Origin of the sequence: Leisingera sp. ANG-S5 (assembly GCF_000813925.1) — a bacterium.
Classification (GTDB): Bacteria; Pseudomonadota; Alphaproteobacteria; order Rhodobacterales; family Rhodobacteraceae; genus Leisingera.
On sequence record NZ_JWLH01000005.1, the window covers coordinates 218,135 to 241,979 of the forward strand.

The 23,845-nt window shown below is 61.3% G+C and carries 19 protein-coding genes; 2 read left to right on the forward strand and 17 right to left on the reverse strand.

Annotation, left to right across the window (positions count from 1 at the left end; translation table 11 throughout):
- Positions 1-50 precede the first annotated feature (50 nt).
- From lnt to miaB, 7 genes are all read right to left on the reverse strand, one after another.
- Entirely contained in the window at positions 51-1,550 is a 1,500-nt protein-coding gene (gene lnt, locus RA25_RS09340; protein ID WP_039171764.1) for an apolipoprotein N-acyltransferase, read from the reverse strand.
- Positions 1,547-2,446, reverse strand: a complete 900-nt coding sequence (locus RA25_RS09345; RefSeq protein WP_019297664.1) for a hemolysin family protein — start codon at positions 2,444-2,446, stop codon at positions 1,547-1,549. The genes lnt and RA25_RS09345 overlap by 4 nt, the downstream gene beginning before the upstream one ends.
- Before the next feature lie 22 nt (positions 2,447-2,468).
- The gene (gene ybeY / locus RA25_RS09350; protein ID WP_029204967.1) at positions 2,469-2,981 is read right to left on the reverse strand and encodes an rRNA maturation RNase YbeY; all 513 of its coding nucleotides are present in this window, start codon (positions 2,979-2,981) and stop codon (positions 2,469-2,471) included.
- A 78-nt stretch (positions 2,982-3,059) separates the two neighbouring features.
- The gene (locus RA25_RS09355) at positions 3,060-4,070 is read right to left on the reverse strand and encodes a PhoH family protein (protein WP_029204966.1); all 1,011 of its coding nucleotides are present in this window, start codon (positions 4,068-4,070) and stop codon (positions 3,060-3,062) included.
- A gap of 141 nt (positions 4,071-4,211) precedes the next feature.
- Positions 4,212-4,517, reverse strand: a complete 306-nt coding sequence (locus tag RA25_RS09360; protein ID WP_029204965.1) for a hypothetical protein — start codon at positions 4,515-4,517, stop codon at positions 4,212-4,214.
- 12 nt (positions 4,518-4,529) lie between these two features.
- The gene (locus RA25_RS09365) at positions 4,530-5,105 is read right to left on the reverse strand and encodes an OmpA family protein (RefSeq protein ID WP_029204964.1); all 576 of its coding nucleotides are present in this window, start codon (positions 5,103-5,105) and stop codon (positions 4,530-4,532) included.
- A 282-nt stretch (positions 5,106-5,387) separates the two neighbouring features.
- The gene (miaB, locus tag RA25_RS09370) at positions 5,388-6,710 is read right to left on the reverse strand and encodes a tRNA (N6-isopentenyl adenosine(37)-C2)-methylthiotransferase MiaB (protein WP_039171768.1); all 1,323 of its coding nucleotides are present in this window, start codon (positions 6,708-6,710) and stop codon (positions 5,388-5,390) included.
- Positions 6,711-6,836: 126 nt separating this feature from the next.
- On the opposite strand from miaB, the gene RA25_RS09375 reads away from it, so the two are divergent.
- Complete coding sequence (locus tag RA25_RS09375; protein WP_029204963.1) at positions 6,837-7,706, forward strand: hypothetical protein; 870 nt, start codon at positions 6,837-6,839, stop codon at positions 7,704-7,706.
- A 260-nt stretch (positions 7,707-7,966) separates the two neighbouring features.
- Here RA25_RS09375 and RA25_RS09380 read toward each other — a convergent pair whose 3' ends face one another.
- The 3 genes from RA25_RS09380 to RA25_RS09390 all read right to left on the reverse strand — a co-directional run bounded on the left by RA25_RS09380 (position 7,967) and on the right by RA25_RS09390 (position 14,425).
- Entirely contained in the window at positions 7,967-10,681 is a 2,715-nt protein-coding gene (locus RA25_RS09380) for an ammonium transporter (protein WP_039171772.1), read from the reverse strand.
- A 642-nt stretch (positions 10,682-11,323) separates the two neighbouring features.
- Positions 11,324-13,741: a DNA topoisomerase (ATP-hydrolyzing) subunit B gene (gyrB, locus tag RA25_RS09385; protein WP_019297656.1), complete on the reverse strand. Its 2,418-nt coding sequence runs from the start codon at positions 13,739-13,741 to the stop codon at positions 11,324-11,326.
- A gap of 93 nt (positions 13,742-13,834) precedes the next feature.
- Entirely contained in the window at positions 13,835-14,425 is a 591-nt protein-coding gene (locus RA25_RS09390; protein ID WP_039171776.1) for an NAD(P)H-dependent oxidoreductase, read from the reverse strand.
- Between the two features lie 107 nt (positions 14,426-14,532).
- Here RA25_RS09390 and RA25_RS09395 point away from each other — a divergent pair, with 107 nt between their 5' ends.
- On the forward strand, positions 14,533-15,126 hold the full coding sequence (locus RA25_RS09395) for a TetR/AcrR family transcriptional regulator (protein ID WP_019297654.1): 594 nt from the start codon (positions 14,533-14,535) through the stop codon (positions 15,124-15,126).
- On the opposite strand, the gene RA25_RS09400 is transcribed toward RA25_RS09395, so the two are convergent.
- From RA25_RS09400 to RA25_RS09430, 7 genes are all read right to left on the reverse strand, one after another.
- Entirely contained in the window at positions 15,123-15,743 is a 621-nt protein-coding gene (locus RA25_RS09400) for a LysE family translocator (protein ID WP_019297653.1), read from the reverse strand. The two genes, RA25_RS09395 and RA25_RS09400, sit on opposite strands and share 4 nt — an antisense overlap.
- Positions 15,740-16,837: a DNA replication/repair protein RecF gene (gene recF, locus RA25_RS09405; RefSeq protein WP_039171779.1), complete on the reverse strand. Its 1,098-nt coding sequence runs from the start codon at positions 16,835-16,837 to the stop codon at positions 15,740-15,742. Before recF ends, RA25_RS09400 begins: the two co-directional genes overlap by 4 nt.
- A 97-nt stretch (positions 16,838-16,934) precedes the next feature.
- On the reverse strand, positions 16,935-18,053 hold the full coding sequence (gene dnaN, locus RA25_RS09410; protein WP_039171782.1) for a DNA polymerase III subunit beta: 1,119 nt from the start codon (positions 18,051-18,053) through the stop codon (positions 16,935-16,937).
- Positions 18,054-18,312: 259 nt separating this feature from the next.
- Positions 18,313-20,763 (reverse strand): GcvT family protein, encoded by a 2,451-nt coding sequence (locus tag RA25_RS09415; protein ID WP_039171784.1) that lies wholly within the window; start codon positions 20,761-20,763, stop codon positions 18,313-18,315.
- 83 nt (positions 20,764-20,846) lie between these two features.
- The gene (locus RA25_RS09420; protein WP_019297649.1) at positions 20,847-21,860 is read right to left on the reverse strand and encodes a GlxA family transcriptional regulator; all 1,014 of its coding nucleotides are present in this window, start codon (positions 21,858-21,860) and stop codon (positions 20,847-20,849) included.
- An 18-nt stretch (positions 21,861-21,878) separates the two neighbouring features.
- Positions 21,879-22,775, reverse strand: coding sequence for a homocysteine S-methyltransferase family protein (locus RA25_RS09425; RefSeq protein WP_039171788.1), 897 nt, complete (start codon positions 22,773-22,775; stop codon positions 21,879-21,881).
- Entirely contained in the window at positions 22,772-23,842 is a 1,071-nt protein-coding gene (locus RA25_RS09430; protein ID WP_019297647.1) for an alcohol dehydrogenase family protein, read from the reverse strand. Before RA25_RS09430 ends, RA25_RS09425 begins: the two co-directional genes overlap by 4 nt.
- Positions 23,843-23,845: the final 3 nt, after the last annotated feature.

Consider the following 23,845-nt stretch of genomic DNA (forward strand, 5'->3'; position numbering starts at 1 on the left):
TACGCGGCTCATCCGCGCAGGTCAATCTATATTCCGGTAGAGTTAAGCAGCTATGACCGCGGCGCAAGAGCGCGGGAGAAAAAGAATACTCCGCCCGCAATGAACATACACAGCAGGAATACAGGCCAATCACCGGTGCGGCTGTAGAGGGTCGGTGGCAGCGGCATAGGCAGGGCTGCGTCAATGTAGCCAGCCTGGCCCAGCGGCAACTGATCCAGAAGCTGCCCGTCAGGTGCAATCATTGCTGAAACGCCCGTATTGGCAGCCCGGATCATCGGCAGCCCCTGTTCCAGTGCCCGCATTCGCGCCTGCACCAGGTGCTGATAAGGGCCGGAACGGGTGCCGAACCAAGCATCATTGGTGATCTGCACCAGCATGTCGGGACGGGCCGCGGCGGCGTTCACATCCTGCGGGAAAACAGCCTCATAGCAGATCAGCGGCAATGCGCTGCCGATGGGCAATTCCATCAGCCTTGCCCCCGGACCGGCGGCATATCCGGCCCCGGCCTGGGAAGCGAAGCCGTGGATTCCGAACTGGGCCATGAAGTCGCCAAACGGCACATATTCCCCGAATGGCACCAGATGTGCCTTGTCGTAGGTTGCGGCTGGCAGACCATCTGCATCCAGCAGCACCGCTGAGTTGTAGTAGGCGCCGCCATCCTCCCGCTGGATGCCCAGCAGAACCGGCACACCGCCGGCGCCTTCTGTGATGACCTGCAGAGTATCTTCGGCATAGTTCAGCAGTTGCGGCACCGCGGTTTCCGGCCAGACGATCAGGTCAGGCCGCGGGTCCTCTGAAGAGAACGCCAGCGCGCGGCGAACAAACTCCCACCTGTGGTCCGGGTGCCATTTTTGATCCTGAGGCGCATTGGGCTGGACGATCCTTACTGTCTTTTCAGAAGGCCCAGCCAGGTCCGGCGCAGGCACGGCCAGGACTATAGCTGCAGCCAGAACCGGCGACAGAATGCCAACGGCAAGACTTTTCCGCAGCAAGGCAAGCGGCAGGAATGCAACGAGCGTCAGCAGCGCCAGCCCCTGCGGCCCGATCCACGGCAGCAGATTTGCAGCAGGTGTATCTATCCAGAACTGGCCGAAGGCGGCCCAGGGAAACCCAGTGAGCAGATAAGCGCGGGCAAATTCCGCAAGCGACCACAGGGCCACCAGCATCACAAGTCGCGCGGCGCCATGGCTGAGACGGGCTGCGAGACCGAACGCCGCGCCCCAGAACAGGGCCAAGCCAGCAGCAAGAAAAACAAGCGCAAAGGGCGCCATCCAGGCGTGACGTTCAGGGTCGATCTGAAACGGCTCAAGGATCCAGGACAGCCCAAAGGCAAAGTAGCCCAGGCCGAACAGCCATCCCGCCAGAGCCGCAGCACGGGCAGAGGCTGCCTGCAGCACCAGCCAGCCAGCCGCAGCCAGCGCAACCGGCAGCCCGATCAGCATGTGCCAGGGTGCCAGCGCCAGCGACAGCAGCGCACCGCTGCCAAGGGCCAGCCCCGCCGGGGCCAGCCGGAGCCGGCGTGCAGCCTGCCGCAGCCCGAGTGACATCATGCAGCGGCGTCCGGCAGCCGCACCCGCAGCCGCTTGATCCGGCGCGGATCAGCATCCATGACTTCGAACTCAGCGCCCTCGGGGTGTTCAATCACCTCGCCGCGCGCAGGTACACGGCCTGACAGCATGAAGACCAGTCCGCCAAGCGTATCGATCTCTTCCTCGTCCACGTCATCGTGGCTGGTCAGCGAATGGCCGGTCTCGGCCTCAAACTCCGGCAACGAGGTGCGGGCCAGTGCGATGTAGCAGCCGGGCTTTTCCTCGAACCAGGTCTGATGTTCGTCGGCGTCGTGCTCATCCTCGATCTCGCCCACAACCTGTTCGATCAGGTCCTCGATGGTGACAAGCCCGTCCACGCCGCCGTATTCGTCGATCACCAGCGCCATGTGGCGGCGTTCGGCCTGCATCTTGGTCAGCAGCACGCCGATCGGCATCGAGGGTGGCACGAACAGCAGCGGGCGCAGCATCTTTGACAAGTCAAATTCAGAGGTGCCGCCGTTAAAACCATGCGTCAGCGAGAAATCCTTGAGGTGAACAAAGCCCAGCGGCGTGTCCAGCGTGCCCTCGTAAACGGGAATGCGGGTAAAGCCGCTTTGCCGGAAAATGCCGACCAGATCATCCTTGGCGACTGTCACAGGCACGGCAGCGATTTCGGCAGAGGGGATAGCAACGTCCTCAACCCGCATCCGGCGCAGGTTGATCATGCCGTGCGGCCCAGCACCCGTTGCAGGCTGTTCGCCGCCGGTGTCCTGTCCGTCCTGCGGATCGGGGCTGAATACGTTGCGCAGCCGCGTCCACAATCCGGTATTTTCAGAGGCCGGCGCTTCCGCCGCCGTGCCATTGATGTCCTGCAGCGCGCCTTGCGCCGCGTTAGAACTGCCTTCTATGTCGCCCATCGGTCCTATCCAAAAACCCCGCTCACGGGGCATCCTCACTCATATATGGGTTCGCGATACCCAGTTTGCCAAGTAGCAGGACCTCAATCCCTTCCATCAATGCGGCATCGCGGTCACGTATGTGATCATACCCCAAAAGGTGCAACAGTCCGTGAATGATGAGATGGCGGGTGTGATCGGTCAGTGCTTTTCCCGCTTCCAGGGCTTCCCGGGCGCAAGTGTCATAGGAAATCGCGATGTCACCCAGCGGGATTTCCCCTGTAAAATCAGCCTCTGGCGCCAGCGGCGTGCCGCCGTCCTCCTCGGCCGCCAGCTCTTCCGCCGGCCAGCTGAGGACATTTGTAGGCTGCGGTTTACTGCGAAATTCGGCGTTAAGTTCAGCAATGCGCGGATCATCACAGGCCAGCAGCGAAATTTCGCAATCCTCCGGGTCCAGTGCAAAATGAGCCAGCACGGCAGCAATGGCCTCTTCGGCCAGCGCCTCAAGCCCGGCATCCTGCCAGCGGCTGTCTTCGATAGTGATATCGAGCGTCATGGTACGGCTGCACATGCGGGGGGCAGCCCCCGCACCCCCGGAGTATTTTTGCAAAGATGAAGCCCGGCGGTTTTTTCGTCAGGCGGGTGGCGTGTCCGCGTCATAAGCCTCAATGATGGCAGCCACAAGCGGGTGACGCACCACGTCGCGGGCCGTGAAATAGTTGAAGCTGATCTTGGGGATTGTTTTCAGCAGCCGTTCGGCGTCCGCCAGTCCGGACTGCACCCCGCGCGGCAGGTCGACCTGCGAGCGGTCGCCAGTTATCACCATGCGCGAACCCTCACCCAGCCGGGTCAGGAACATCTTCATCTGCATGGTGGTGGCATTCTGCGCCTCATCCAGCACCACAAAGGCATTGGACAGAGTGCGGCCGCGCATGAAGGCCAGCGGTGCGATTTCAATCCGCTTGTCCTCAATCAGCTTGGCCAGTTGTTTGCCCGGCAGAAAGTCGTTCAGCGCGTCATAGAGCGGCTGCATGTAGGGGTCGACCTTGTCCTTCATGTCGCCCGGCAGGTAGCCAAGTTTTTCGCCGGCCTCCACCGCAGGGCGGGACAGGATGATGCGGTCGACATGGCCGGTGATGAACATCGAAACGCCCACAGCAACCGCCAGGTAGGTCTTGCCGGTACCCGCCGGGCCGATGCCGAAGGCCAGTTCGTGCTCGAACAGGGACTGCACATAGGCCTTCTGCGCCTCGGTGCGCGGCTCCACCAGTTTCTTCCGGGTCTTGATCTCCACCCGGCCGCCGCGGAACATTTGCAGCTGTCCGTCGGGTTCAGCATCGTCGGTGTCCGGCCCCATGCGCAGTTCCCGGTCGATGTCGCCGCTTTCGACGCTGCGGCCGGTTTCAAGCCGGTCGTAAAGCGCGGTGAGCACACCTGCCGCCTGCTCCCGCGCCGAATCCTCACCCATCACTGACAGCTGATTGCCGCGGCGGACAATCTGCACGCCCAGTTTTTGTTCGATGTCAGCCAGGTTGCGGTCATATTCGCCGCACAGGTCGATCAGCAATCGGTTGTCAGGAAATTCCAGCAGCACTTCGTGGGTTGCGGTCTGGGTCTGCGGGTCATTCAGGGCACTGATGGCCAAGCTGATCTCCTCAATCTGGCGTTGCCCTTTCAGTCTGCCTCCGCCGCAGCATTTGCGCAAGCAGGCGCTGCATAAAATCACTTCATTGAAACAAAACAGCCGCCCCGGACGGGCGGCTGCAATTCACGCTGTATGCAATTCTCAGATCGGGTCGCCGAAGGTCGATCCCTTCTTGAATGGGCCAGTTGCCACATTACGCGGGAGATCACTGTTGCAGACCGGCTTGCCGTCAGGCGTGCGCCGCAGGTCTGCATAACCTTCCAGGCCATCATCGATGATCCAATGCTCGCAGCCTTGGGGATCGACCCAAATACCAGCTTCGAGATTGGACAAATGTTGAGACTTGCCATCAGCGACATGACCGTCGGTAGTCTTGTTAACCGCCGGAGTACAGGCGGAAACACCTGCGACTGCGGCAAGGAGAACGGCTGCTTTCACTGTTTTCATCATCCCTCTCCCTCAGCGCAGGCAGTAAATTTCGACGCGGCGGTTTTGCGCCATGTTGGCCGCGCTGGTGTTGGGCACCCGCGGGTCCCGTTCACCATAGGCGCGGACATCATTTATCCGGGCGCCAACCGATCGGGCAACCTGGGCCACAGCATTGGCACGGCGCTCTGAGAGGCGAATATTGTATTCATCGGAAGCGCGGCTGTCGGTGTGGCCCGCGATCACAAAGGACCGTGCACCATTCGACCTGGCCTGCTGGAAGAATTCGCCCAGCCGCTGCCGGCCGGCGGCATTGATAAAATGCTTGTCAGTGGCAAAGAATTGATCGGTCGGCATCACACCGCAGATTTTCCCGCGGCGGCAGACAGGCTTGCCGTCCGGAGTCACATGCGGCGTCATGAACCCCTCGGCCCCGTCATCCATCACCCAGTGTTCGCAGCCGTCCGGATCAACCCAGATCGTGGGCACATAGCGTTCGCCCTTGATCGTGCGCTGCCCGGTTTGCGCGCTGGCAGGCGCGGCAGCGATGCTGAGCGCAGCCGTGGCAGCGGCAGCCAGCGCCATCGCATTGTTCAGTTTGAGTATCATCACAACCACAATTCCTTTACCTAAAGTTCCCCCCAGGGTGTTGCCGCGCACAAGCGGCCACCGTTCAGGCCATAAGAGCCAAAATACCTGATAGGGACCGCGTATACATGCTAATTTTATTAATATTCCGCGCAAATTAGGCACCCACCACGAACACTCAATGAATTTTTGAAAAATTGTTTACAAGAGCAAAGCAATGAAGAATCGCCTGAATAAGGCGGCCTGTCACGAGAGGACGGTCCACGAAAAAGCCGCCAAGGGATTCGGCCGAAATCCTGCTGATTAGCCGATCAGTTCACCAGCAAGAGAATTGGCGCCGGAAGACACGATCCGGACCCGCGCAAGATCACCAACCTGACGGCTGCAATCAGCAACATGAACAGCGTGCAGATAATCGGACTTGCCGACCATTTGACCCGGCAGGCGGCCTGCCTTCTCAAACAGCACACCAACCTCTCTGCCGACCATGCTGTCCTGAACCTCGCGCTGCTGCCTGGTGAGCAGGGCCTGCAAGCGCTGCAGCCGGTCATCTGCTGCCGCCGGGTCGACTTGCGCGCGCTCTGCAGCCGGCGTGCCGGGACGGGTCGAGTATTTGAAGGAATAGGCGGTGCCGTATTTCACCTCCTCAACCAGATCCATGGTGGCCTGGAAGTCTTCCTCGGTCTCTTCCGGGAAGCCAACAATAAAGTCTCCGGAGATCAGGATATCCGGACGCGCGGCTCGAATGCGCTCGATCAGCCGGATGTAGCTTTCGGCGGTATGTGAGCGGTTCATCCGTTTGAGGATCTTATCGGACCCTGCCTGCACCGGCAGATGCAGATACGGCATCAGCTTGGCGCAAGTGCCGTGCGCCTCAATCAGGTCGTCCTGCATGTCGTTGGGGTGCGAGGTGGTGAAACGGATCCGTTCCAGACCGTCGATTTTGTCCAGCTCCCAGATCAACTGTGCCAGAGTCAGGTCGCCGTTGGGACCGGCGCCGTGGTATGCATTCACGTTCTGTCCCAGCAGGGTGATCTCACGCACGCCACGCTCCACCAGGTCTTGTGCCTCACGCAGGATGCGGTCCGCAGGGCGCGAGACCTCGGCTCCACGGGTGTAGGGAACAACACAGAAGGCGCAGAATTTGTCGCAGCCCTCCTGCACCGTCAAAAACGCGGTTGGGCCGCGTTTGGCCTTGGGCCGGTGCTTGAGCTTTTCGAATTTGTCTTCCTCGGGGAAATCGGTGTCCAGCACCTTTTCCCCTTCACGCGTCTTGGCTTCCATTTCCGGCAGCCGGTGATAGCTTTGGGGGCCAACCACCAGATCGACCAGCGGCTGACGGCGCATGATCTCTTCGCCTTCGGCCTGGGCAACGCAACCGGCAACACCGATCTTCAGGTCCGGTTTTTCAGCCTTAAGCCCCTTGAAGCGGCCAAGTTCGGAATAGACTTTCTCCGCTGCTTTTTCCCGGATGTGGCAGGTGTTGAGAAGGATCATGTCGGCGTCATCTGCCGATTTAGTCTCCACGTACCCCTCACCGCCCAGCGCCTCGGCCATACGTTCGCTGTCGTAGACATTCATCTGACAGCCATAGGTCTTGATAAACAGCTTCTTCGGGGCGCTCATGCGGGTCAGCCTTCCAGCCAGGGTGGGTAAACAGCGGCTTGCAATACAGGCAAATGCCGTTGCTTGCAATGCAGCGGGATTTACCCGATTTTAGCAGCAAAGGCCAGAAAGGCAGGGCAGACCGGCATGATGTATTCTTCGCTGCAGGATTTCCTGAAAGAGGGCAAGCCGCTGCTGGCCAAGGGGCCGGTTGCACTGGTTTTCATCGAAGATGAGGTGGAAATCGCCACCACCCTGCGGCACCATTTGCAAAGCGGCTTCAAGGCGGTCGTAGCACTGATGCCGGATGCCTTTGACCTGCCGCAGGATGTGCGTGCAAGAGTCCACCGGGTCCCCTTTGATTGCGGACCTGAGGGGGCGGTGACCAGCGCCGTCAATGCTGTCATTGCCAGCGCGCAGCCGGGCTGCTGGCTGTACTACTGCTACAATGCGGAATACCTCTTCTATCCATTCTGCGAATCCCGAGGCATCGGCGAGATGCTGACATTCCACACCGAGGAACGCCGCGATGCGATGCTCACCTATGTCATAGACCTTTATGCCGGCGATCTGACTGAGAGCCCCACAGCGGTATCGCTGGAGAAGGCCTATCTCGACAAGTCAGGCTATTACGCACAGTCACGCAAGGATCCGGAAACGGGTCATCCGCGTGAACGGCAACTGGATTTCTTTGGCGGTGTGCGATGGCGCTTTGAAGAGCACATTCCAGCCGCCAGCCGCAAGATCGACCGGATTTCACTGTTCCGCGCTAAGCCTGGCCTGCATCTGCAGCCGGATCACACCTTCGACAATCAGGAATACAATACATACGCTTGCCCCTGGCACCATAATCTGACCGCCGCGGTCTGCTCCTTCCGCACTGCAAAGGCTCTCAAGCGCAACCCTGGCTCCACTTTTGATATCGAATCTTTCCGCTGGCATAACTCGGCACCATTTGAATGGCACTCGCGCCAATTACTTGACCTAGGACTGATGGAACCAGGTCAGTGGTTCTGAATGGGCCGGAAAGCCGGAGGTTTCGCACCCCACATTATGAAGAAGCCAATCACAGAGAGTTTCGCCTGGTACCGCACGGTCCAGCGGCCAAACTTCGGCTATTGCTGATGAATTTGGCAGGTGGTTTGGATCCGCAGGAGCACGCCAAGTGACGCTCTGCATAGCAACTTGCAGCTGTGATGATGCTTCCTCAGACGGCAGCTGAGCGAAGGCAGAATGCAACAATTGATGAGCAGGCACGCCGCGCGCCTGCCACCAGGCTAACCTGCTTGCAGCGGCTTTCGCTCCGCTTGCCAATCACGGGCCCATGCCAGGAATCGCTTGCGGTCCATTGGGCGTCCAAAGGCATAACCTTGCAGGATGTCAGCGCCGATTTCAGAAAGAACCTCTGCCTCGCCGGCGGTTTCCACCCCCTCCACAACCGCTGCCGCTCCGGCGCTGGCGGCCATCTCGATCAGTCCGCGCATCAAGTCGCGGCGGGCCGGTTTGCAATCAATGCCTGTCGTGAACATGCGGTCGATTTTCAACCTGTCGGGCTTGAGCGCCAGCACCCCTGCGATGCTGGCATGTCCGGTTCCGAAATCATCAATCTCAATGCCGATACCCATCGCCTTAAGAGCGTCAATCTGCTTGCCATAATCGTCATTAACATGATCAAGAAAAACCGTCTCGAGAAGCTCGAAGGCGAGGCCGCTTGCCGGGATGTCCGTGCGCTGCCGCAGCTCCTCGATCAGACCGGGGTGGCCAAGCCGCTCTGCAGAGACATTCACTGAGATACTGGGCAATGCAACCCCCTGTTGCTCAAACTCCCAGTAGGCGGCCAAGGCGATATCCAGCACCCGCCGGTCCAAGTCCGCCAGCATGTTCACCTCCCTGGCGATCGGCACAAAGACGTCAGGGCCGACAATGCCGCGGCGGGGGTGGTTCCAGCGCGCCAGGGCCTCGCACCCTGCTAGCACCCCTGTTTTCCCCTCGATCTGCGGCTGAAAAGTAACTTCAATCTCGTTATTGACGAACGCCTGTTTAAAGTCCCGGATGAGGTCCATCTTCTCATCATGTGCAGACCCGATAGAGGCGGAGTATGCGTTCACGCAGGATCGCCCGTCGGCCTTCGAGGCATACAGCGCCAAGTCAGCCCGCCGCAGCGCGGACAGCAGGGTTTCATGCGGTTCGCTAAGAGCAAAACCAATGGACGCCCCGACCTGGAGATCGGCATCCTTGTATCTTACCGGCTGAAGCAGCTCGAACAGAAGATCCGAGCAGAATTCAAATGCCTCCGCTTCGCTGCCGGCAAACTCCATCAGCATCGCAAATTCGTCCCCGCCGATACGGAAAGCAAAGTCGCGCCCGGCGTGGATCTTACCGGAAATCCGCTGCGCCGCGTGTTCCAGAACCAGATCACCGGCCTCATGCCCGTAAGTGTCATTAATCTCTTTGAACCGGTCCAGGTCCAGCGCGACAACCAGTGTGCCCGCCTGCTGATCCGCCGCCGGAGCGGAAGCGATTTCCTCCAGGTGCTTACGGTTTCCCAGCCCAGTGAGCTTGTCATGCCGGGCCGACCAGGCGCTTTCCTCCTGCGCCTCCCGCATCGCCTCAAAGGCCTCTTCCGCCAGCACCCGGCTCATCCGTTCTTTGCGGATCGAGTCCACACGCAGGCTGATTTCATCTTCGACCCGGTCCAGCACACGGTTGTAACGGAACGCCAGCACTCCCAGATCAGTGGACCGTTCGACACGCACTCGGCTGCTGAAAGACCCGGACCTCTGATGCCGCTTCATCTCCTCCAGCATTTCCAGCAGCGCATTGCGCTGGTTGTTTTCAGCCAAGTTCAACCCCCGCACCTCGTCTCTGGGACGCGCTCGCAGCAGTCCAGCAGCTTTGAGAATTATAGCAAGCGGAATCGTGCACGAGATAACCCAGGCTGCTACAGCAGAAGCCCCCAAGGCCTGAATTCCGAGCTGGCCCAGCCTGCTCCCGGCAGGGAGCAGCTCCAGCGGGACCGTGAATGCCACCGCGAGCGTGCCGACCAGCCCGGCTGCCAGATGTACCGGTACCGCGCCCACCACATCATCAATTTTCAGTGCATCCAGAATGTCCCGTGCGACGATCACTGTCACCGAACCGACGACCCCTATCAGGAAGGCCATCGGCCCTGTCACAAGATGGATACCCGCGGTTCCTGCCACCAGCCCGCCGAGAAAACCGTTGACCAGGATTTCAGCCCGGACACAACGGAACAGCCCTAGACCTATGATTATGCTGGCAATTCCCGCTCCCGCTGCCGACAGCATAGTGCGGGCGATCACCGGACCCACATTTGTGCTGAAAGCCAAAGCTGAGCCGCCGTTGAACGCGCCCCATCCGACCCACAGCAACAACCCGCCAAGGGTCACGAGGGAGATGGAGTTCTCTTCGAAAAACCGCTTCTTCGGCCCATAGCGGCCCAGCCGCGGCCCCAAGAGAACGACTGCCACCAGCGCTGTCCAGCCTCCGACACTATGCACCACTGTCGCGCCGGCAAAGTCGATGAAGCCAGCCTGCCGCAACCATCCGGCCTCATTCCAGACCCAATGCCCGGCAACAGGATAAATAAAGGCCCCGAGCATCACGGACATCACTAAGTAGCCCAGAAACCTCTCCCGCTCGGCCACGGCACCGGACACAATCGTTGCAGCTGTGGAAGCAAAAGCCATCTGAAACAGGAAAATTGCGGCTGAATGGCCTGCGGAGTTGTCGAGCTGTGGCCAGAAGCCGCCGGTCCCGAACAGGCCGCCCAAGCTGGGGCCAAACATCAGACCGAATCCGGTCAGCCAGAATGCAGTGCTGACCACGCAGACATCTGACAAGTTCTTGAGTGCGACATTTGCCGCATTCTTTGCCCGTACCGTGCCGGATTCCAAGCATAGAAACCCAGATTGCAGCACAAGCACAAGAAGCGCGGAAAACAGTATCCAGACAGCGTCGGCCTCAGACATTAAACAACTCCAAGATTAAAAATAACACTCGCTAAAGAAGTATATTAAATATCAGGCGTCAAAAATTGGTTTCCTGAAATTGGCACAGCTCAGGCCGGCCCTGGACTTCTGTGTTCATTTTTACTTGCCGGAATTCCACCCAGGCGCTTCCCGCACAAATCCGGCACCTGGCGCCGCTTAAGTTGCGGCAAATGGCAGCTCCACCCAACTCCCGGACGGCCGTGGGCAGCCATGCAACTAACGCCCGCCTTTGCACCGGCAAAGCGCTGCTGTACATGCGAAAGGCGGGCTACCAGCCGGCAATCACAAGGAACTTATGGAAACAACTAGAAATACGCAGAGGAGACACCTATGCCGACCGCGCGGGGCTCCCTACAAGCCTATTTTGTCCGCACTACGCCAAGAGCTTGCCGGCAGGGCACCGGCGGCCAAAAGTTCACCACGCGAATCGTGAATTTACCCGCCAAGTTGGCAATCGCGAAAAGGGTAGCAGCACTTGAAACCCCGAGATCATTTCAAAAAAGAAGACCCCAGTGCATCCAGAAACTGCCTACCCTTTACCGTATGCGAGACCCAAAACTATGGACAATTTGCGCAATAGTATGGGTCAAAAACACGCTGTTGGGCGATCCTACAACGGCCTCAGAAATCCAGATTTTCCACGCTAAGGGCGTTCTTCTGAATAAACTCTCGGCGCGGTTCCACCACATCGCCCATTAGCTTGGTAAACAAATCGTCCGCTTCGACCATATCATCAATACGGACCTGCAGCAGCGTGCGGGCATCCGGATCAAGTGTAGTTTCCCAAAGCTGATCGGGGTTCATTTCGCCCAACCCTTTGTAGCGCTGCAGAGTAAGGCCCTTTTCGCCCTCTTCCAGAATCGCCTGCAAGAGGCCCAGCGGGCCATGGATCATCTGGCTGCGGTCGCGGCGGACCAGTTGGGCGGTGGTGCCGTAAACTTCCTGCAGGCTTTTGGTGAAACTGCCGGTCTTGCGGGCTTCACCCGAGCGCAGCATCGGACCATCCAGGGTACGTACTTCCTCGACTCCGCGCAGGATGCGGGCCAGGCGGATGCCGTGGTCCTGGGTGATCCGGCCCTGCCAGCCGCGTTCATATTCCAATGCGATCAGGTCCAGCCGTTGGGCAACTTTGTCGGCCACGCCCTGCAGGTCGGAATCCACGGCACCGGGTACAAAGGCGCCGGCCACGGCAGCCTGCTCCAGGATGTGGCGCGGGTAATGGGTCGGGAAAGCATCCAGCACGCGTTTGAGCTGCCGCGCCTCGTCCACTACGCGAGTGAGGTCGGCACCGGCCATTTCAGACCCGTCACCCAGCTTGAGAACCGCGCCGTCAACGCCCTGGTTGATCAGGTAGTCGTCCAGTGCCGCCTGATCCTTGAGGTAGACCTCTGACTTGCCGCGCGCGACCTTATAAAGCGGCGGCTGGGCAATGTAGAGGTAACCGCCCTCGATCAGCTCAGGCATCTGGCGGTAGAAGAAGGTCAGCAGCAGGGTACGGATGTGGGCGCCGTCGACGTCGGCGTCGGTCATGATGACGATCTTGTGGTAGCGCAGCTTCTCGATGTTGAATTCATCACGGCCGATGCCAGTACCAAGCGCCATCACCAGATTGCCGATTTCCTGAGAGGACAGCATCCGGTCAAACCGCGCACGCTCCACGTTCAGGATCTTGCCGCGCAGGGGCAGGATGGCTTGGGTCATCCGGTCCCGCCCGGTTTGGGCGGAGCCGCCGGCCGAGTCACCCTCGACCAGGAAGACTTCAGTCTTGGAAGGGTCTTTCTCGGAGCAGTCCTTGAGCTTACCGGCTAGGTAGTTCACGTCCATCGCGGTCTTGCGGCGGGTCAGCTCGCGCGCTTTGCGGGCAGCTTCGCGGGCCAGAGCGGCCTCGACAATCTTGCCGACGATCTGCTTGGCCTCGTTCGGGTTTTCCTCGAACCATTCGGCCAGCTTTTCACCCATCAGGCTTTCGACCACCGGGCGCACCTCGGAGGACACCAGCTTGTCTTTGGTCTGGCTGGAGAATTTCGGGTCCGGCACCTTGACCGACAGAACACAGGTCAGCCCTTCGCGAGCATCGTCGCCGGTGAAAGAGACCTTCTCTTTCTTGGCGATGCCCGACGTCTGCGCGTAGTTGTTGATGGTCCGGGTCAGCGCACCGCGGAAGCCCGCGACATGAGTGCCTCCGTCGCGCTGCGGAATATTATTGGTGAAGGGAAGCACCGTCTCGTGGTAGCTGTCATTCCACCACATGGCAATCTCGACGCCGATGTCGTCCTTCTCCCCCACGATGTAGACCGGAGCGTCCATCACCGGGGTCTTGTGCCGGTCAAGGTATTTGACGAATTCCTTGACGCCGCCCTCGTAGAACAGCTCCGCCGAGAGCTTCTCTGCCGGGCGCTCATCCTCCAGAATGATCCGCACACCGGAGTTCAGAAAGGCCAGCTCGCGCAGGCGCTTTTCCAGCGTCTCAAAAGAGTATTCCAGGTTCGAGAATGTATCGGTCGACGCCATGAACCGGACTTCGGTGCCGGTCTGGTCACCACAATCGCCGACCACTTCCAGATGCTTAACGGTATCGCCGCGTTCAAACCGCGCCACGTGCTCCTTGCCGTTGCGCCAGATGCGCAGCTCCAACCAGTCAGACAGCGCGTTCACCACCGACACGCCCACGCCGTGCAGGCCGCCCGAGACCTTATAGGAGTTGCTGTCAAATTTACCACCAGCGTGTAGCTGGGTCATGATGACCTCGGCTGCCGAAACGCCTTCCTCGGCATGAATATCCACCGGAATGCCGCGGCCGTTGTCGCTGACGGAGACGCTGGAATCCGCATGAATTTTCACGGTTACATGGTCAGCGTGGCCTGCCAGCGCCTCGTCGATGCCGTTGTCCACGACCTCGTACACCATATGGTGCAGGCCCGAGCCGTCATCCGTGTCCCCGATATACATGCCAGGGCGCTTGCGAACCGCCTCCAACCCTTTGAGAACCTTGATGGAATCCGCGCCATATTCTGCGGGGGCCTGCTCGTTTCCGGACATTCACATCTTCCTGTTTTAGCTTCGGGATTTTATACGAAACCCGGGGAGGAATGTCACGAGCAAGCCCCCTTTTTTCATGGGCCCGTCAGGCGATTACGCACCCAGCGCCCCGAGTTCCGCCGCTGTGCGTAGCCAGGCTTTGCGCTCCTCGCTGCTTGACCCCTGCAAAGCGCCGAAATGGCAGGTCTCAACCGGGTCAATTCCGACAAAATTCAGGATCTGGCGTTCCACCTGAACATGCGCGGCATTGTCGTAGTATTGCGCCATCAAATCGGGCGGCGTGTCTGACGCAATCAGGACCCGTCCTGACTTTCCCGTCAACAGCGGCTTGGGCAGGCCATCGGTGACAATGCGGGGATCAAAGGTGCGGCCGGGCAGCAGGATCCGGTCGAACAGCCCCTTCAATTTTCCCGGCAGGCCACCCCACCACAGTGGAAATGCAATGACCACATGGCCCGCCCATTCGAAATCCGAAAGCACCACCTCAATTTGGGGCTCCAGCTTCTTTGCACCGGAGAACCCGGCCTGCCCGAAATCCGCATCGAACTCCAGCTGCGACAGATTGTGCATGCGCACGTCATGACCGGCGCCGCCAGCGGCAGACGCATAGCTGCCGCACAGCGCCCCGGTAAAGGTATTGGCAGCCGGGTGGCCGTTCAGAATCAGGATTTTCCGGGCAGACATTTCACTCTCCATTGGATAAGTTGACCATGGTCACTTTATTGAATCAAAAAATGACCGCGGTCAATTATAAAATGACCGCGGTCAAAAAATAGCTTGTGAGGCTGATAATGACGCGTGCACCGCAGAAACGGCGGCTGGAAACCAGGGCAAGACTGCAGGAGGTGGCAGCCACCATCGTGCAGGAGCAGGGCTACAGCGGATTGCGGGTGGAGGATGTGGTCGCCCGCGCCGGTGTGGCCAAAGGCACCCTGTTTTCGCATTTCAAGGACAAGGACGGGCTGCTGGCCGTGCTGATCGGGGATGAGGTCATGCGCCTGCTGGACGGGATGGAGGCAGGGGACCCTCCCCAGGATGCGGATGAACTGACCGCCCGACTGGCGCCGCACCTGGACTACGTCGGCCAGGACCGGGTGATCTTTGATCTGCTTTTGCGCTACTCCGGCACCACAGCGGCGGAACCGGATGAGGTGGTCACCGCCAGTTTCATCCGGCAGGTCACGCTGCTGACGCGCTGGCTGCAGGTTCTGCAGACGGCAGGCCAAATTCGCCAGGATCAGCCGCCGGAACTGTTAGCAGAAGGCATTCAGGCCTTCCTGAACCACGTCCTGGGCGTGTGGTTTTGCATGGAACACGATGATGAAACGCCGCCTGCCCGGGCGCTGGCGCCATACCTGCAAGCCTGGCTGCAGCCCGCCCCTTAGGTGAAGGGAATCACCAGCCCGACACAGATCAGCAGCCCGCCGGACACCAGGTTGATCCGCCGCCGGATCCGGGTGGAGGTTACCGCCCGGCGCACGCGGTGCACCATCCCCGCCAGCGCCAGGTTGCCCAAAAGCGGAACCAGGAAGGACAGGGTCACAATTGCAGCGATGTCGCTCCCGGAGATGCCCGACAGGTCAAAGAACCCGGGCAGCACGCCCATGTAGAACAAGATCGCCTTGGGGTTGCCGAGGATCACCGCGATACCGGCCATGAAACCGGCCCAAATGCCGGGACGGGTCAGGGCGCGGTTTTCCTCCACCGCGTCGCCGGCATGGCGGATCAGCAGATACCCCATGCCCAGGAACATCGCGCAGGCCACCCAGCGCAGCACGGTCATGATGCCCTCGATCTCCGAAACCACCCAGGACATGCCCGCAACTGCAATCAGCGGCCAGAAGATGTCGCCGCAGGCGACGCCAACCGCCAGCGGCCAGGCCGCTGGGAACCCGCCGGAAACCGAGCGCGCCATCAGGGCCAGCCACACCGGGCCGGGGGTCAGGAACAGGATCAGCAAGGCCCCGGCATAAAGCGCCAGGTCCCAGGGCGTAACGGTCATTTCTGGGAAACCTCCGATACGCCCTCGTTTTCCGACACTTCCAGCACCTGCGCCCGGCCGCCCAGCTCCGTAAACAGCTCTGGGCCGGTGCCTGTCATCCAGGCCTGGGTGCCAAGCGCGCAGATCTCATCATACAGCGCAGCGCGGCGGCCCGCATCCAGATGCGCCGCAACCTCATCCAGCAACAGAATCGGCGGCGCGCCCTCGCGCTCGGCCAGCGCCCGCGCATTGGCCAGAATCAGCGACACCAGCAACGCCTTCTGCTCTCCGGTGGAGCAGTCCTTGGCCGGGATGCCCTTGGCGCGGTAAGTGCCAATCAGATCGGTGCGGTGCGGCCCTACCAAGGTACGGCCTGCGGCCAGATCGCGGAACCGGCTTTCCTCCAGCGCCTCTTTGAAATCAGCCTCCGAGAACGGCATGCTGCCCTCCGACTGCAACAGTTCCAGCTCCGCAGCCGGAAAGGCGGTCTCCGCCTCGGCCTGTGCCTGCTGCAGCAGCTCCACCGCCTGCACCCGGGCCGCATGAATCCGGTGCCCGGCGGCAGCCATGCGATCCTCCAGCACCCGGTACCAGGCTGCATCGCGGATCTGTTCCTTCAGCAGCCGGTTGCGCTCGCGCATTGCCTTCTCATACGCCAGCGAGGCCTCAGCATGACCCGGCTCGAAACTCAGCGCGATCCGGTCCAGAAACCGCCGCCGCCCCTCGGCCGCCTCAATCCACAGCCGGTCCATTGCCGGAATCAGCCACACCACGCGCGCCACTTGCCCCAGCGCCAGTTGGCTGGCGGACTTGTTGTCGATCTTCACCTGCCGGGCATTACCTCCCTCGGACCAGGTTTCCACCTCGTAAGCCTGCGACGGCGCCTGCAGCTCGCCTCTCAGCTTCCAGCCCAGCATCTCCGGCTGGCGTGCCATTTCCGCTGCGCTGGCCCGGCGCAGCCCGCGGCCGGGGGAGAACAGCGACACCGCCTCCAGGATGTTGGTCTTGCCCGCACCGTTGTTGCCGTGGATGGCTACAGGTCGCCCGTCCAAACGCAATTCCGCCCGCAAATGCGAGCGGAAATGCGAAAGGGTCAATGCGGTCAGAGCCAGCACGCGGCGCGCTCCCTTTTCATCTTTCTAAAAATACTCGCGTCCCGCTGCCCGGCTAGCGGCTTCGCCGCCGAAGGGAGAGGCCGCGCCGTCAGGCGCGTTAGACCCGCATCGGCATCACGACGTAAACGGCGCTTTCGTCGCTGCCTTCGCGCATCAGGGTCGGATCTCCGGAGGAGTTGAACATGAACACGGCGTTTTCGCGGTCCACCTGATTGGCAATTTCCAGCAGGTACTTGGCGTTGAATCCGATCTCCAGCCGCTCGTCATTGTAGGCGACGGCCAGCTCTTCCTCGGCGGCGCCGCTGTCAGGCGCGTTCACCGACAGGATCAGCCGATCCTCTTCCAACTGCAGCTTCACCGCGCGGGAGCGTTCAGAAGAAACAGTGGCAACCCGGTCAACGGCCTGTGCGAACTCGGCCGCGTCCACTTCCAGGCGGCGGGTGTTTCCGGCCGGGATCACGCGGGTGTAGTCGGGAAAGGTCCCGTCGATCACCTTGGAGGTCAGGGTGATATTCGGGGTGGCAAAGCGCACCTTGGTTTCAGAAACCGAGACCGCGATATCCATGTCGTCATCATCCAGCAGCTTGCGCAGCTCGCCCACGGTCTTGCGCGGCACGATCACGCCGGGCACGTCCTCGGCGCCCAGCGGCAGCTCCGCGTCGATGCGGGCCAAGCGGTGGCCGTCGGTGGCCACGGCGCGCAGAACCTTGCCGCCATCCCCCGACGAAACATGCAGGTAGACACCGTTCAGGTAATACCGGGTCTCCTCGGTGGAGATCGCGAATTTCGACTTGTCGAACAGGCGGCGCAGCACCGCGGCCTTGGCGGCAAAGTTCGAATGGTATTCCGACGAGGCCATCACCGGGAAATCCTCGCGCGGCAGTGTCGCCAGAGAGAAATTGGAGCGCCCGGCCTCGACCGCCAGACGGCCGGTTGCGGCATCGGCGGTCAGGGTGACCAGCGCACCATCAGGCAGCTTGCGGACAATCTCGTGCAGGGTGGTGGCAGCGACGGTGGTCGCGCCGGCGCGTTCCACCTGCGCGGGGGCCTTGTCGACCACCTCGATATCCAGGTCGGTGGCGCGGAACTGGACGCTGTCGCCTTCGGCTTCGATCAGCACATTCGCCAGGATCGGAATGGTGTTGCGGCGCTCGACCACAGACTGCGCCTGGGCCACGGCCTTGAGAAGCGTGCCGCGTTCGATGCTGATCTTCATGTCCCAAATCCTCTTCGTCAGGCGCCCGTGTCACATGCCGGGACAAGCAACCTACCTGTTTACCCCTGCCGCACAAGGCTTTTTATGGATTTCTCCAAGGGATTTCAGGCGGGGTCAAGAGGGGCTGAACGGCTAGGCCGTGAAACCGGGGGAAACGTTGCAGCAGAACCCGCCACTGTCCCCGCGGGGACAGCAACGAAAAACGCCCCGGCACAAGGCCGGGACGCGATACGGGCAGGTGAATGCACTGGAGAGGTGCTTAGGCCTTCACCCGCTCCGATTTCGGATCGTACATCGGCTTGAGCGAGGCTTCCGCCTGCACCTTCACGCCGCAGACGTCGATCTCATAGGTCGAACCCAGCACATCCGCCGCGCTTTCGCCCTCGCAAGGCACATAGCCCATGCCGATGGCGGCACCCAAGGTGTGGCCGTAGTTGCCGGAGCTGAGATAGCCCACATACTTGCCGTCGCGGATGATCGGTTCGTTGTGGAACAGCAGCGGCTCGGGATCGGTCAGCTTGAACTGAACCATGCGGTTCTTGGGGCCGCTCTCCTTGCGCTCCAGTACCGCGGCCTTGCCGATGAAATCGTCCTTGCCGGTGGCAACCGCAAAGCCGAGGCCCGCGTCGATCACATTGTCCTCGCAGGTGATGTCGTGGCCGAAGTGGCGGAAGCCCTTCTCGATCCGGCAGCTGTCCATCATGTGCATGCCGCACAGCTTCAGCCCCATGTCCTGGCCCGCCTCCCAGAGGGTTTCGAAGGCATGGCCGGACATCTCTGCCGGGATATAGATTTCCCAGCCAAGCTCACCCACATAAGTCACCCGGTGCACACGGGCGAGCCCCATGCCAAGTTCGATCTCTTGCGCGGTGCCGAAGGGGTTCACCTCGTTGGAGAAATCATTGGGCGACACTTTCTGCAGAAGTTCACGGGAGTTCGGACCCATCACGGCCAGCACGCCCTCGCCTGCGGTCACATCGGTGAGCACGACGTTGAAACCACCCTTGTTGCGCATCATCCAGGTCTGGTCGGCGAGGCGGGTCACCGCGGGAGTCACCACCAGATAGACAGTCTCGCTCAGGCGGGTGACGGTCACATCCGCCTCAATCCCGCCGCGGCTGTTCAGGAACTGGGTGTAGACGATCTTGCCCGCCGGAACCGAGACATTGGCACCGCAGATGTAGTTCAGGAACTTTTCGGCATCCGGGCCTTCAACGCGGATCTTGCCGAAGGAGGACATGTCGTACATGCCGACGTTTTCACGGACAGCGTGATGTTCAGCGGCGGAGTTTTCAAACCAGTTCTGGCGCTTCCAGCTGTACTGATACTCGCGCTCTTGGCCGTCGTTGGCAAACCAGTTGGCGCGCTCCCAGCCGCCGATTTCGCCGAATACGGCGCCCTGTTCCTTAAGGTGATAATGGAACGGGGTGCGGCGCACGCCGCGGGCAGTGGCTTTCTGGCGGTAGGGAAAATGGTCTGCATACAGCAGGCCCAGGGTCTCTTTTGAACGCTCGAACAGATAGTGCTTGTTACCCTGGAACGGGTGCATGCGGGAGATGTCCACATCGCCGAGGTCAAACGGCTTCTGGCCGTCTTCCATCCACTGCGCCAGCGCCATGCCGGCGCCGCCTGCGGACTGGATGCCGATCGAGTTGAAGCCTGCGGCAACCCAGAAGTTGTCCATCTCCGGCGCCAGGCCGAGGTGGTAGGCGTCGTCCGGGGTAAAGGATTCCGGGCCGTTGAAGAACGTGTGGATACCGGCCTCCGCCAGCATCGGCATCCGGTTGCAGGCGGCCTCCAGGATCGGCTCGAAGTGGTCGAAGTCCTCGGGCAGCTGGTCGAACTCGAAGCTGTCGGGGATGCCGTTCATCGCCCAGGGTTTGGCGTTGGGTTCAAAGGCACCCAAAAGAATCTTGCCTGCGTCTTCCTTGTAGTAGGCGCATTCATCCGGCACCCGCAGCACCGGCATCTGGGACAGGCCTGCGATGCCTTCGGTCACGATGTAGAAATGCTCGCAGGCGTGCAGCGGCACGTTGACGCCTGCCATGCGGCCGACCTCGTGGCCCCACATGCCGGCACAGTTCACCACCATGTCGGCTTCGATGTGGCCTTGGAACTGGCCATCATCGCTGGCCCAGTCAACACCGGTGACGCGGCGGCCGTTTTTGGAGATGCCGGTGACCTTGATCCGTTCCTTGACCAGCGCGCCGCGCTGGCGGGCGCCCTTGGCCAAGGCCAGCGCGATGTTGGCCGGGTCCGCCTGCCCGTCGGTCGGCAGCCAGACACCGCCGGTCACGCCGTCCAGATTGATGTGCTCGTAGCGCTCCTTGACTTCCTTGGGCGACAGTTCCTCCACCGGCACGCCAAAGGCGCGGGCCATTGCGGCGTTGCGATAGAGTTCTTCAAGCCGTTCGTTGGTCAGCGCCGCGGACACCGAGCCGACCTGGCGCATGCCGGTGGCGACGCCGGTTTCTTCCTCAAGCCCCAGGTACAGCTCCGCCGAATAGCGGGCGAGCTTGGTCATGTTGGAGGAGGCGCGCAGCTGTCCGATCAGGCCCGCGGCGTGCCAGGTGGTGCCGGAAGTCAGCTGCTTGCGCTCCAGCAGCACCACATCCTTCCAGCCGAGCTTGGTCAGGTGATAGGCCACCGAACAGCCGATCACGCCGCCGCCGATAATCACCACGCTGGCCTTGTTGGGAAGATCGCTCATGTCATCGCTCCTGAATGAGGGTTTGCGCCTGATTATCACGAACAGGCGGCGCAAAATGCATCAAAAACGTCAGACTCCCGGAGCTATTCTCCGGCCTTTAGGATTTTTTCTGAACCATCCTCGCCCAGTCGGCGGCGCTTGCGCAGAGCAAAGGGAGTAATGCCGAAGAAGCTCTTGTAAAGACTGGAGAACCCATTGGGAAATCCACAGGCAAGACCGATCTCGCGGACGCTCATGGTGGTATTGAGCAACAAGTTGTTGGCCTTGGAAAGCCGCATTTCCCGGTAAAACCCATTGGGAGTGGTCCCCAGGAAAGTCTTGAACTTGCGCTCCAGCGAGCGGGTGGAGATGCCTAGCTCACCGACGATGTCGCTGATCGGCACCGGTTCCTCGATGTTGTCCTGCATGATGCGGATGCAGTGGTCCAGATCGCTGTCTCCGGTGATGGTCGGCTTGGCGCCGGCAAAAGGCTGCAGCGAGGAGAAATCGCGCACCTGTTCGTGCAGCATGATGTTGCCCACGGTCATCTGCGCCGCAGCAGAGGTCAGCCTGCCGACCAGCGCCAGGATGATATCGACGGTGGACCCCATGCCAGCGCAGGTCACCACCAGCCCGTCCTCGCTGGCCAGCGCGTGGCTGGAATCGTTCAGCCCCATCCGCTCGCGCAGCAGGGCGGAGTTTTCCCAATGAGTCGTCAGCCGCCCGGCGGCGCCACCCTGGTCACGGATATAGCGCGCCGCGGCCTCGGCCAGCAGGTAGACCTTGATATCGCGGCAGGTGTAGCTGGAAATCACCCGTCCCAGGCTGAGGCCTGGATGGTCCGGGTCCGAGTTGCCAAGGAAGAAGGCGAAATCCGCGTCCGGCTTGGCCGCGAAGGGTTCAGTATCCACGCTTAGGCCCGCCCGGCAGCCCACCCGGCCGCCCTGCAGCGAGCGGACGGTCCATTTGAACGGCGGCTGGGCCAGCACGCGGTTGGCGATCCGCAGAACCTCCAGAATCGCCGACATCTCGATCAGGACAAATCCTTCGGTGACGATGATGTCGATGTGCCAGACCCGGGCCGGTTCTGCCGCTTTGAGTTTTTCCGGAGCTGCCATGCTGATCCCCTCCCCTGGTCAGACGATCCGATGCCCGGCCGCGCGCAAACAGCGGGCCAGTTCGGCAATATGGTCCGGGCCGACTTCACAGCAGCCGCCGACGATCGTGGCGCCTTGGGCAACCCAGCCCATGGCAAATTCCGCGTAGGCCTTGGGCCCCAGATCCTGACGCTGCTCCAGCGCGTCCACGGTGGGGGCATCTTTCAGAAACCCCTCGGAAATCCGGGTGAACCCGTTGGCATATGCGCCGCAGGGCTTGCCGAAGGTTTTGACAATTTCCAGGCCTGCGCCGACGATCTCGGGGCGCGAACAGTTGAGCAGGACCGCCTCCGGCTGGAAATCCTCGACCACCGCCGCGAGGTCCGCCAGCGGCTCGCCGGAACGCAGCAGCGTTCCGTCTTCATCAGAAACAGAAGCCGCCAGCCACACTGGTTTCGCCGTCCCGGCGCAGCCAAGCAGCGCCCCCCTAGCGTGTTCGATAGATGACACGGTTTCGATCAGGTACAGATCCGCCTGCGGGTCCAGCAGCTGAACAATCTCTGCGTAGACCGGTGCGGCCTCCTGGTGCGGCGGGCAGATATCCGGGCGGTAAGAGGCAATCAGCGGCCCCAGCGCAGCGGCGACACGGCCTGAGCCGTGGGCGTCCCGTGCAGCGGTTGCCTGAGCGGCTGCCGTGGACAGCAGCTCTTCGAAATGCTCCTCGATCCCTGCGCGGACCAAGCGGTCGCGCAGCACCGCATAGGTATTCATGGTGGCCATTGTGGCCCCGGCAGCAAAGTAGTCCGCGTGAATGCCGCCGACCACATCCGGCTTTTCGATCATCACGGAGGTTGACCACAGCGGCGTCGCCCGGTCGCCGGACCGCTTGACAACTTCCTGCCCGATTGAGCCGTCAAGAAGGATGATGTCTGTCATGGGGCCTCCTGCGGGGGAATCAGGACCAGTTTGCCCGGAAACGCCTTGCTCATGAAATCGGCTTGCGCCCGAGCGATGTCCTGCAGGGGATAGGTTGCCGAGACCAAGGGACGGATTGCGCCGGAATTGATCAGCTCCACCAGTTCAGCAAAGACCGTACGGGGGGAGAAGGTGCAGCCGTGGACGGTGATGTCGCGCAGGTAAATCTCGCGCAGGTCCGCTGTGACGATCGGGCCGGCAATGGCGCCGGAGACCGCGTAATGCCCGCCGGGCCGCAGCGCCTGTATCAGCGCGGGCCAGGCCGGGCCGCCGACCACGTCTATGACGGCATCGAAACTGCCTGGTTCAGGTGTTTCCACGCGGCCAATGATGCTGCAAGCCCCCATCGCGGTCACCGCATCCGCCTTGGCGGGCGATGTCTGACCGGTCACCTGCGCGCCAAGATGGGCCGCCAGCTGGACCGCAGCCAGCCCGACCCCGCCGGAAGCGCCGGTCACCAGCACCCGGTGGCCACCGGAGACACCAGCACGGTGCAGCAGGTTCCAGGCGGTTCCATAGGCACAGGGCATCGCCGCGATCTCGGTATCGGACAAGGGAGAGGCGCTGACATCGAACAGCTCTGCCGCCTCCATCAGGCAGTATTGCGCGAAAGCACCGTCAAGCTCTGACCCTAGGGCGACAAAGGCCACCGGATTGTCCGGCTGCGGCCGGGGAATATTGATCTGGCTGGTGACCCGCTGCCCCACGTGGAAGTCACCAACATCTGGGCCGGTCTGAACCACCACGCCGCACAGGTCGCCGCCTTGGATGCGGGGAAAACTCAGGGCGCCACCCCAGCCGCCGGCCTCGACCTCTGCGTCATCGCCGACCGCATTAGTGGCCCCCGTCACATCTGACGAATACCAGCCGATCCGGGTGTTGATGTCGGTGTTGTTGACGCCGGCTGCCAGAACCTTGACCAGCACCTGCCCCGGCCCTGGGACCGGAACAGGAATATCTTCACGCCATTCGAGCGCATTCGGCCCGCCATGCCGGGTCAAACAAACGCCTTTCATCATCTGGGCCATCGC

What these genes read in the sequence shown, in the direction of transcription:
- RA25_RS09400 (WP_019297653.1), bottom strand. Translation starts at nt 15,743, where the DNA reads ATGACCGTTACGCCCTGGGACCTGGCGCTTTATGCCGGGGCCTTGCTG.
- RA25_RS09345 (WP_019297664.1), bottom strand. Translation starts at nt 2,446, where the DNA reads ATGGGCGACATAGAAGGCAGTTCTAACGCGGCGCAAGGCGCGCTGCAG.
- gyrB (WP_019297656.1), bottom strand. Translation starts at nt 13,741, where the DNA reads ATGTCCGGAAACGAGCAGGCCCCCGCAGAATATGGCGCGGATTCCATC.
- lnt (WP_039171764.1), bottom strand. Translation starts at nt 1,550, where the DNA reads ATGATGTCACTCGGGCTGCGGCAGGCTGCACGCCGGCTCCGGCTGGCC.
- RA25_RS09360 (WP_029204965.1), bottom strand. Translation starts at nt 4,517, where the DNA reads ATGAAAACAGTGAAAGCAGCCGTTCTCCTTGCCGCAGTCGCAGGTGTT.
- RA25_RS09365 (WP_029204964.1), bottom strand. Translation starts at nt 5,105, where the DNA reads ATGATACTCAAACTGAACAATGCGATGGCGCTGGCTGCCGCTGCCACG.
- ybeY (WP_029204967.1), bottom strand. Translation starts at nt 2,981, where the DNA reads ATGACGCTCGATATCACTATCGAAGACAGCCGCTGGCAGGATGCCGGG.
- RA25_RS09395 (WP_019297654.1), top strand. Translation starts at nt 14,533, where the DNA reads ATGACGCGTGCACCGCAGAAACGGCGGCTGGAAACCAGGGCAAGACTG.
- miaB (WP_039171768.1), bottom strand. Translation starts at nt 6,710, where the DNA reads ATGAGCGCCCCGAAGAAGCTGTTTATCAAGACCTATGGCTGTCAGATG.
- dnaN (WP_039171782.1), bottom strand. Translation starts at nt 18,053, where the DNA reads ATGAAGATCAGCATCGAACGCGGCACGCTTCTCAAGGCCGTGGCCCAG.
- RA25_RS09430 (WP_019297647.1), bottom strand. Translation starts at nt 23,842, where the DNA reads ATGGCCCAGATGATGAAAGGCGTTTGTTTGACCCGGCATGGCGGGCCG.
- RA25_RS09415 (WP_039171784.1), bottom strand. Translation starts at nt 20,763, where the DNA reads ATGAGCGATCTTCCCAACAAGGCCAGCGTGGTGATTATCGGCGGCGGC.
- RA25_RS09420 (WP_019297649.1), bottom strand. Translation starts at nt 21,860, where the DNA reads ATGGCAGCTCCGGAAAAACTCAAAGCGGCAGAACCGGCCCGGGTCTGG.
- RA25_RS09375 (WP_029204963.1), top strand. Translation starts at nt 6,837, where the DNA reads ATGATGTATTCTTCGCTGCAGGATTTCCTGAAAGAGGGCAAGCCGCTG.
- RA25_RS09390 (WP_039171776.1), bottom strand. Translation starts at nt 14,425, where the DNA reads ATGTCTGCCCGGAAAATCCTGATTCTGAACGGCCACCCGGCTGCCAAT.
- RA25_RS09380 (WP_039171772.1), bottom strand. Translation starts at nt 10,681, where the DNA reads ATGTCTGAGGCCGACGCTGTCTGGATACTGTTTTCCGCGCTTCTTGTG.
- RA25_RS09425 (WP_039171788.1), bottom strand. Translation starts at nt 22,775, where the DNA reads ATGACAGACATCATCCTTCTTGACGGCTCAATCGGGCAGGAAGTTGTC.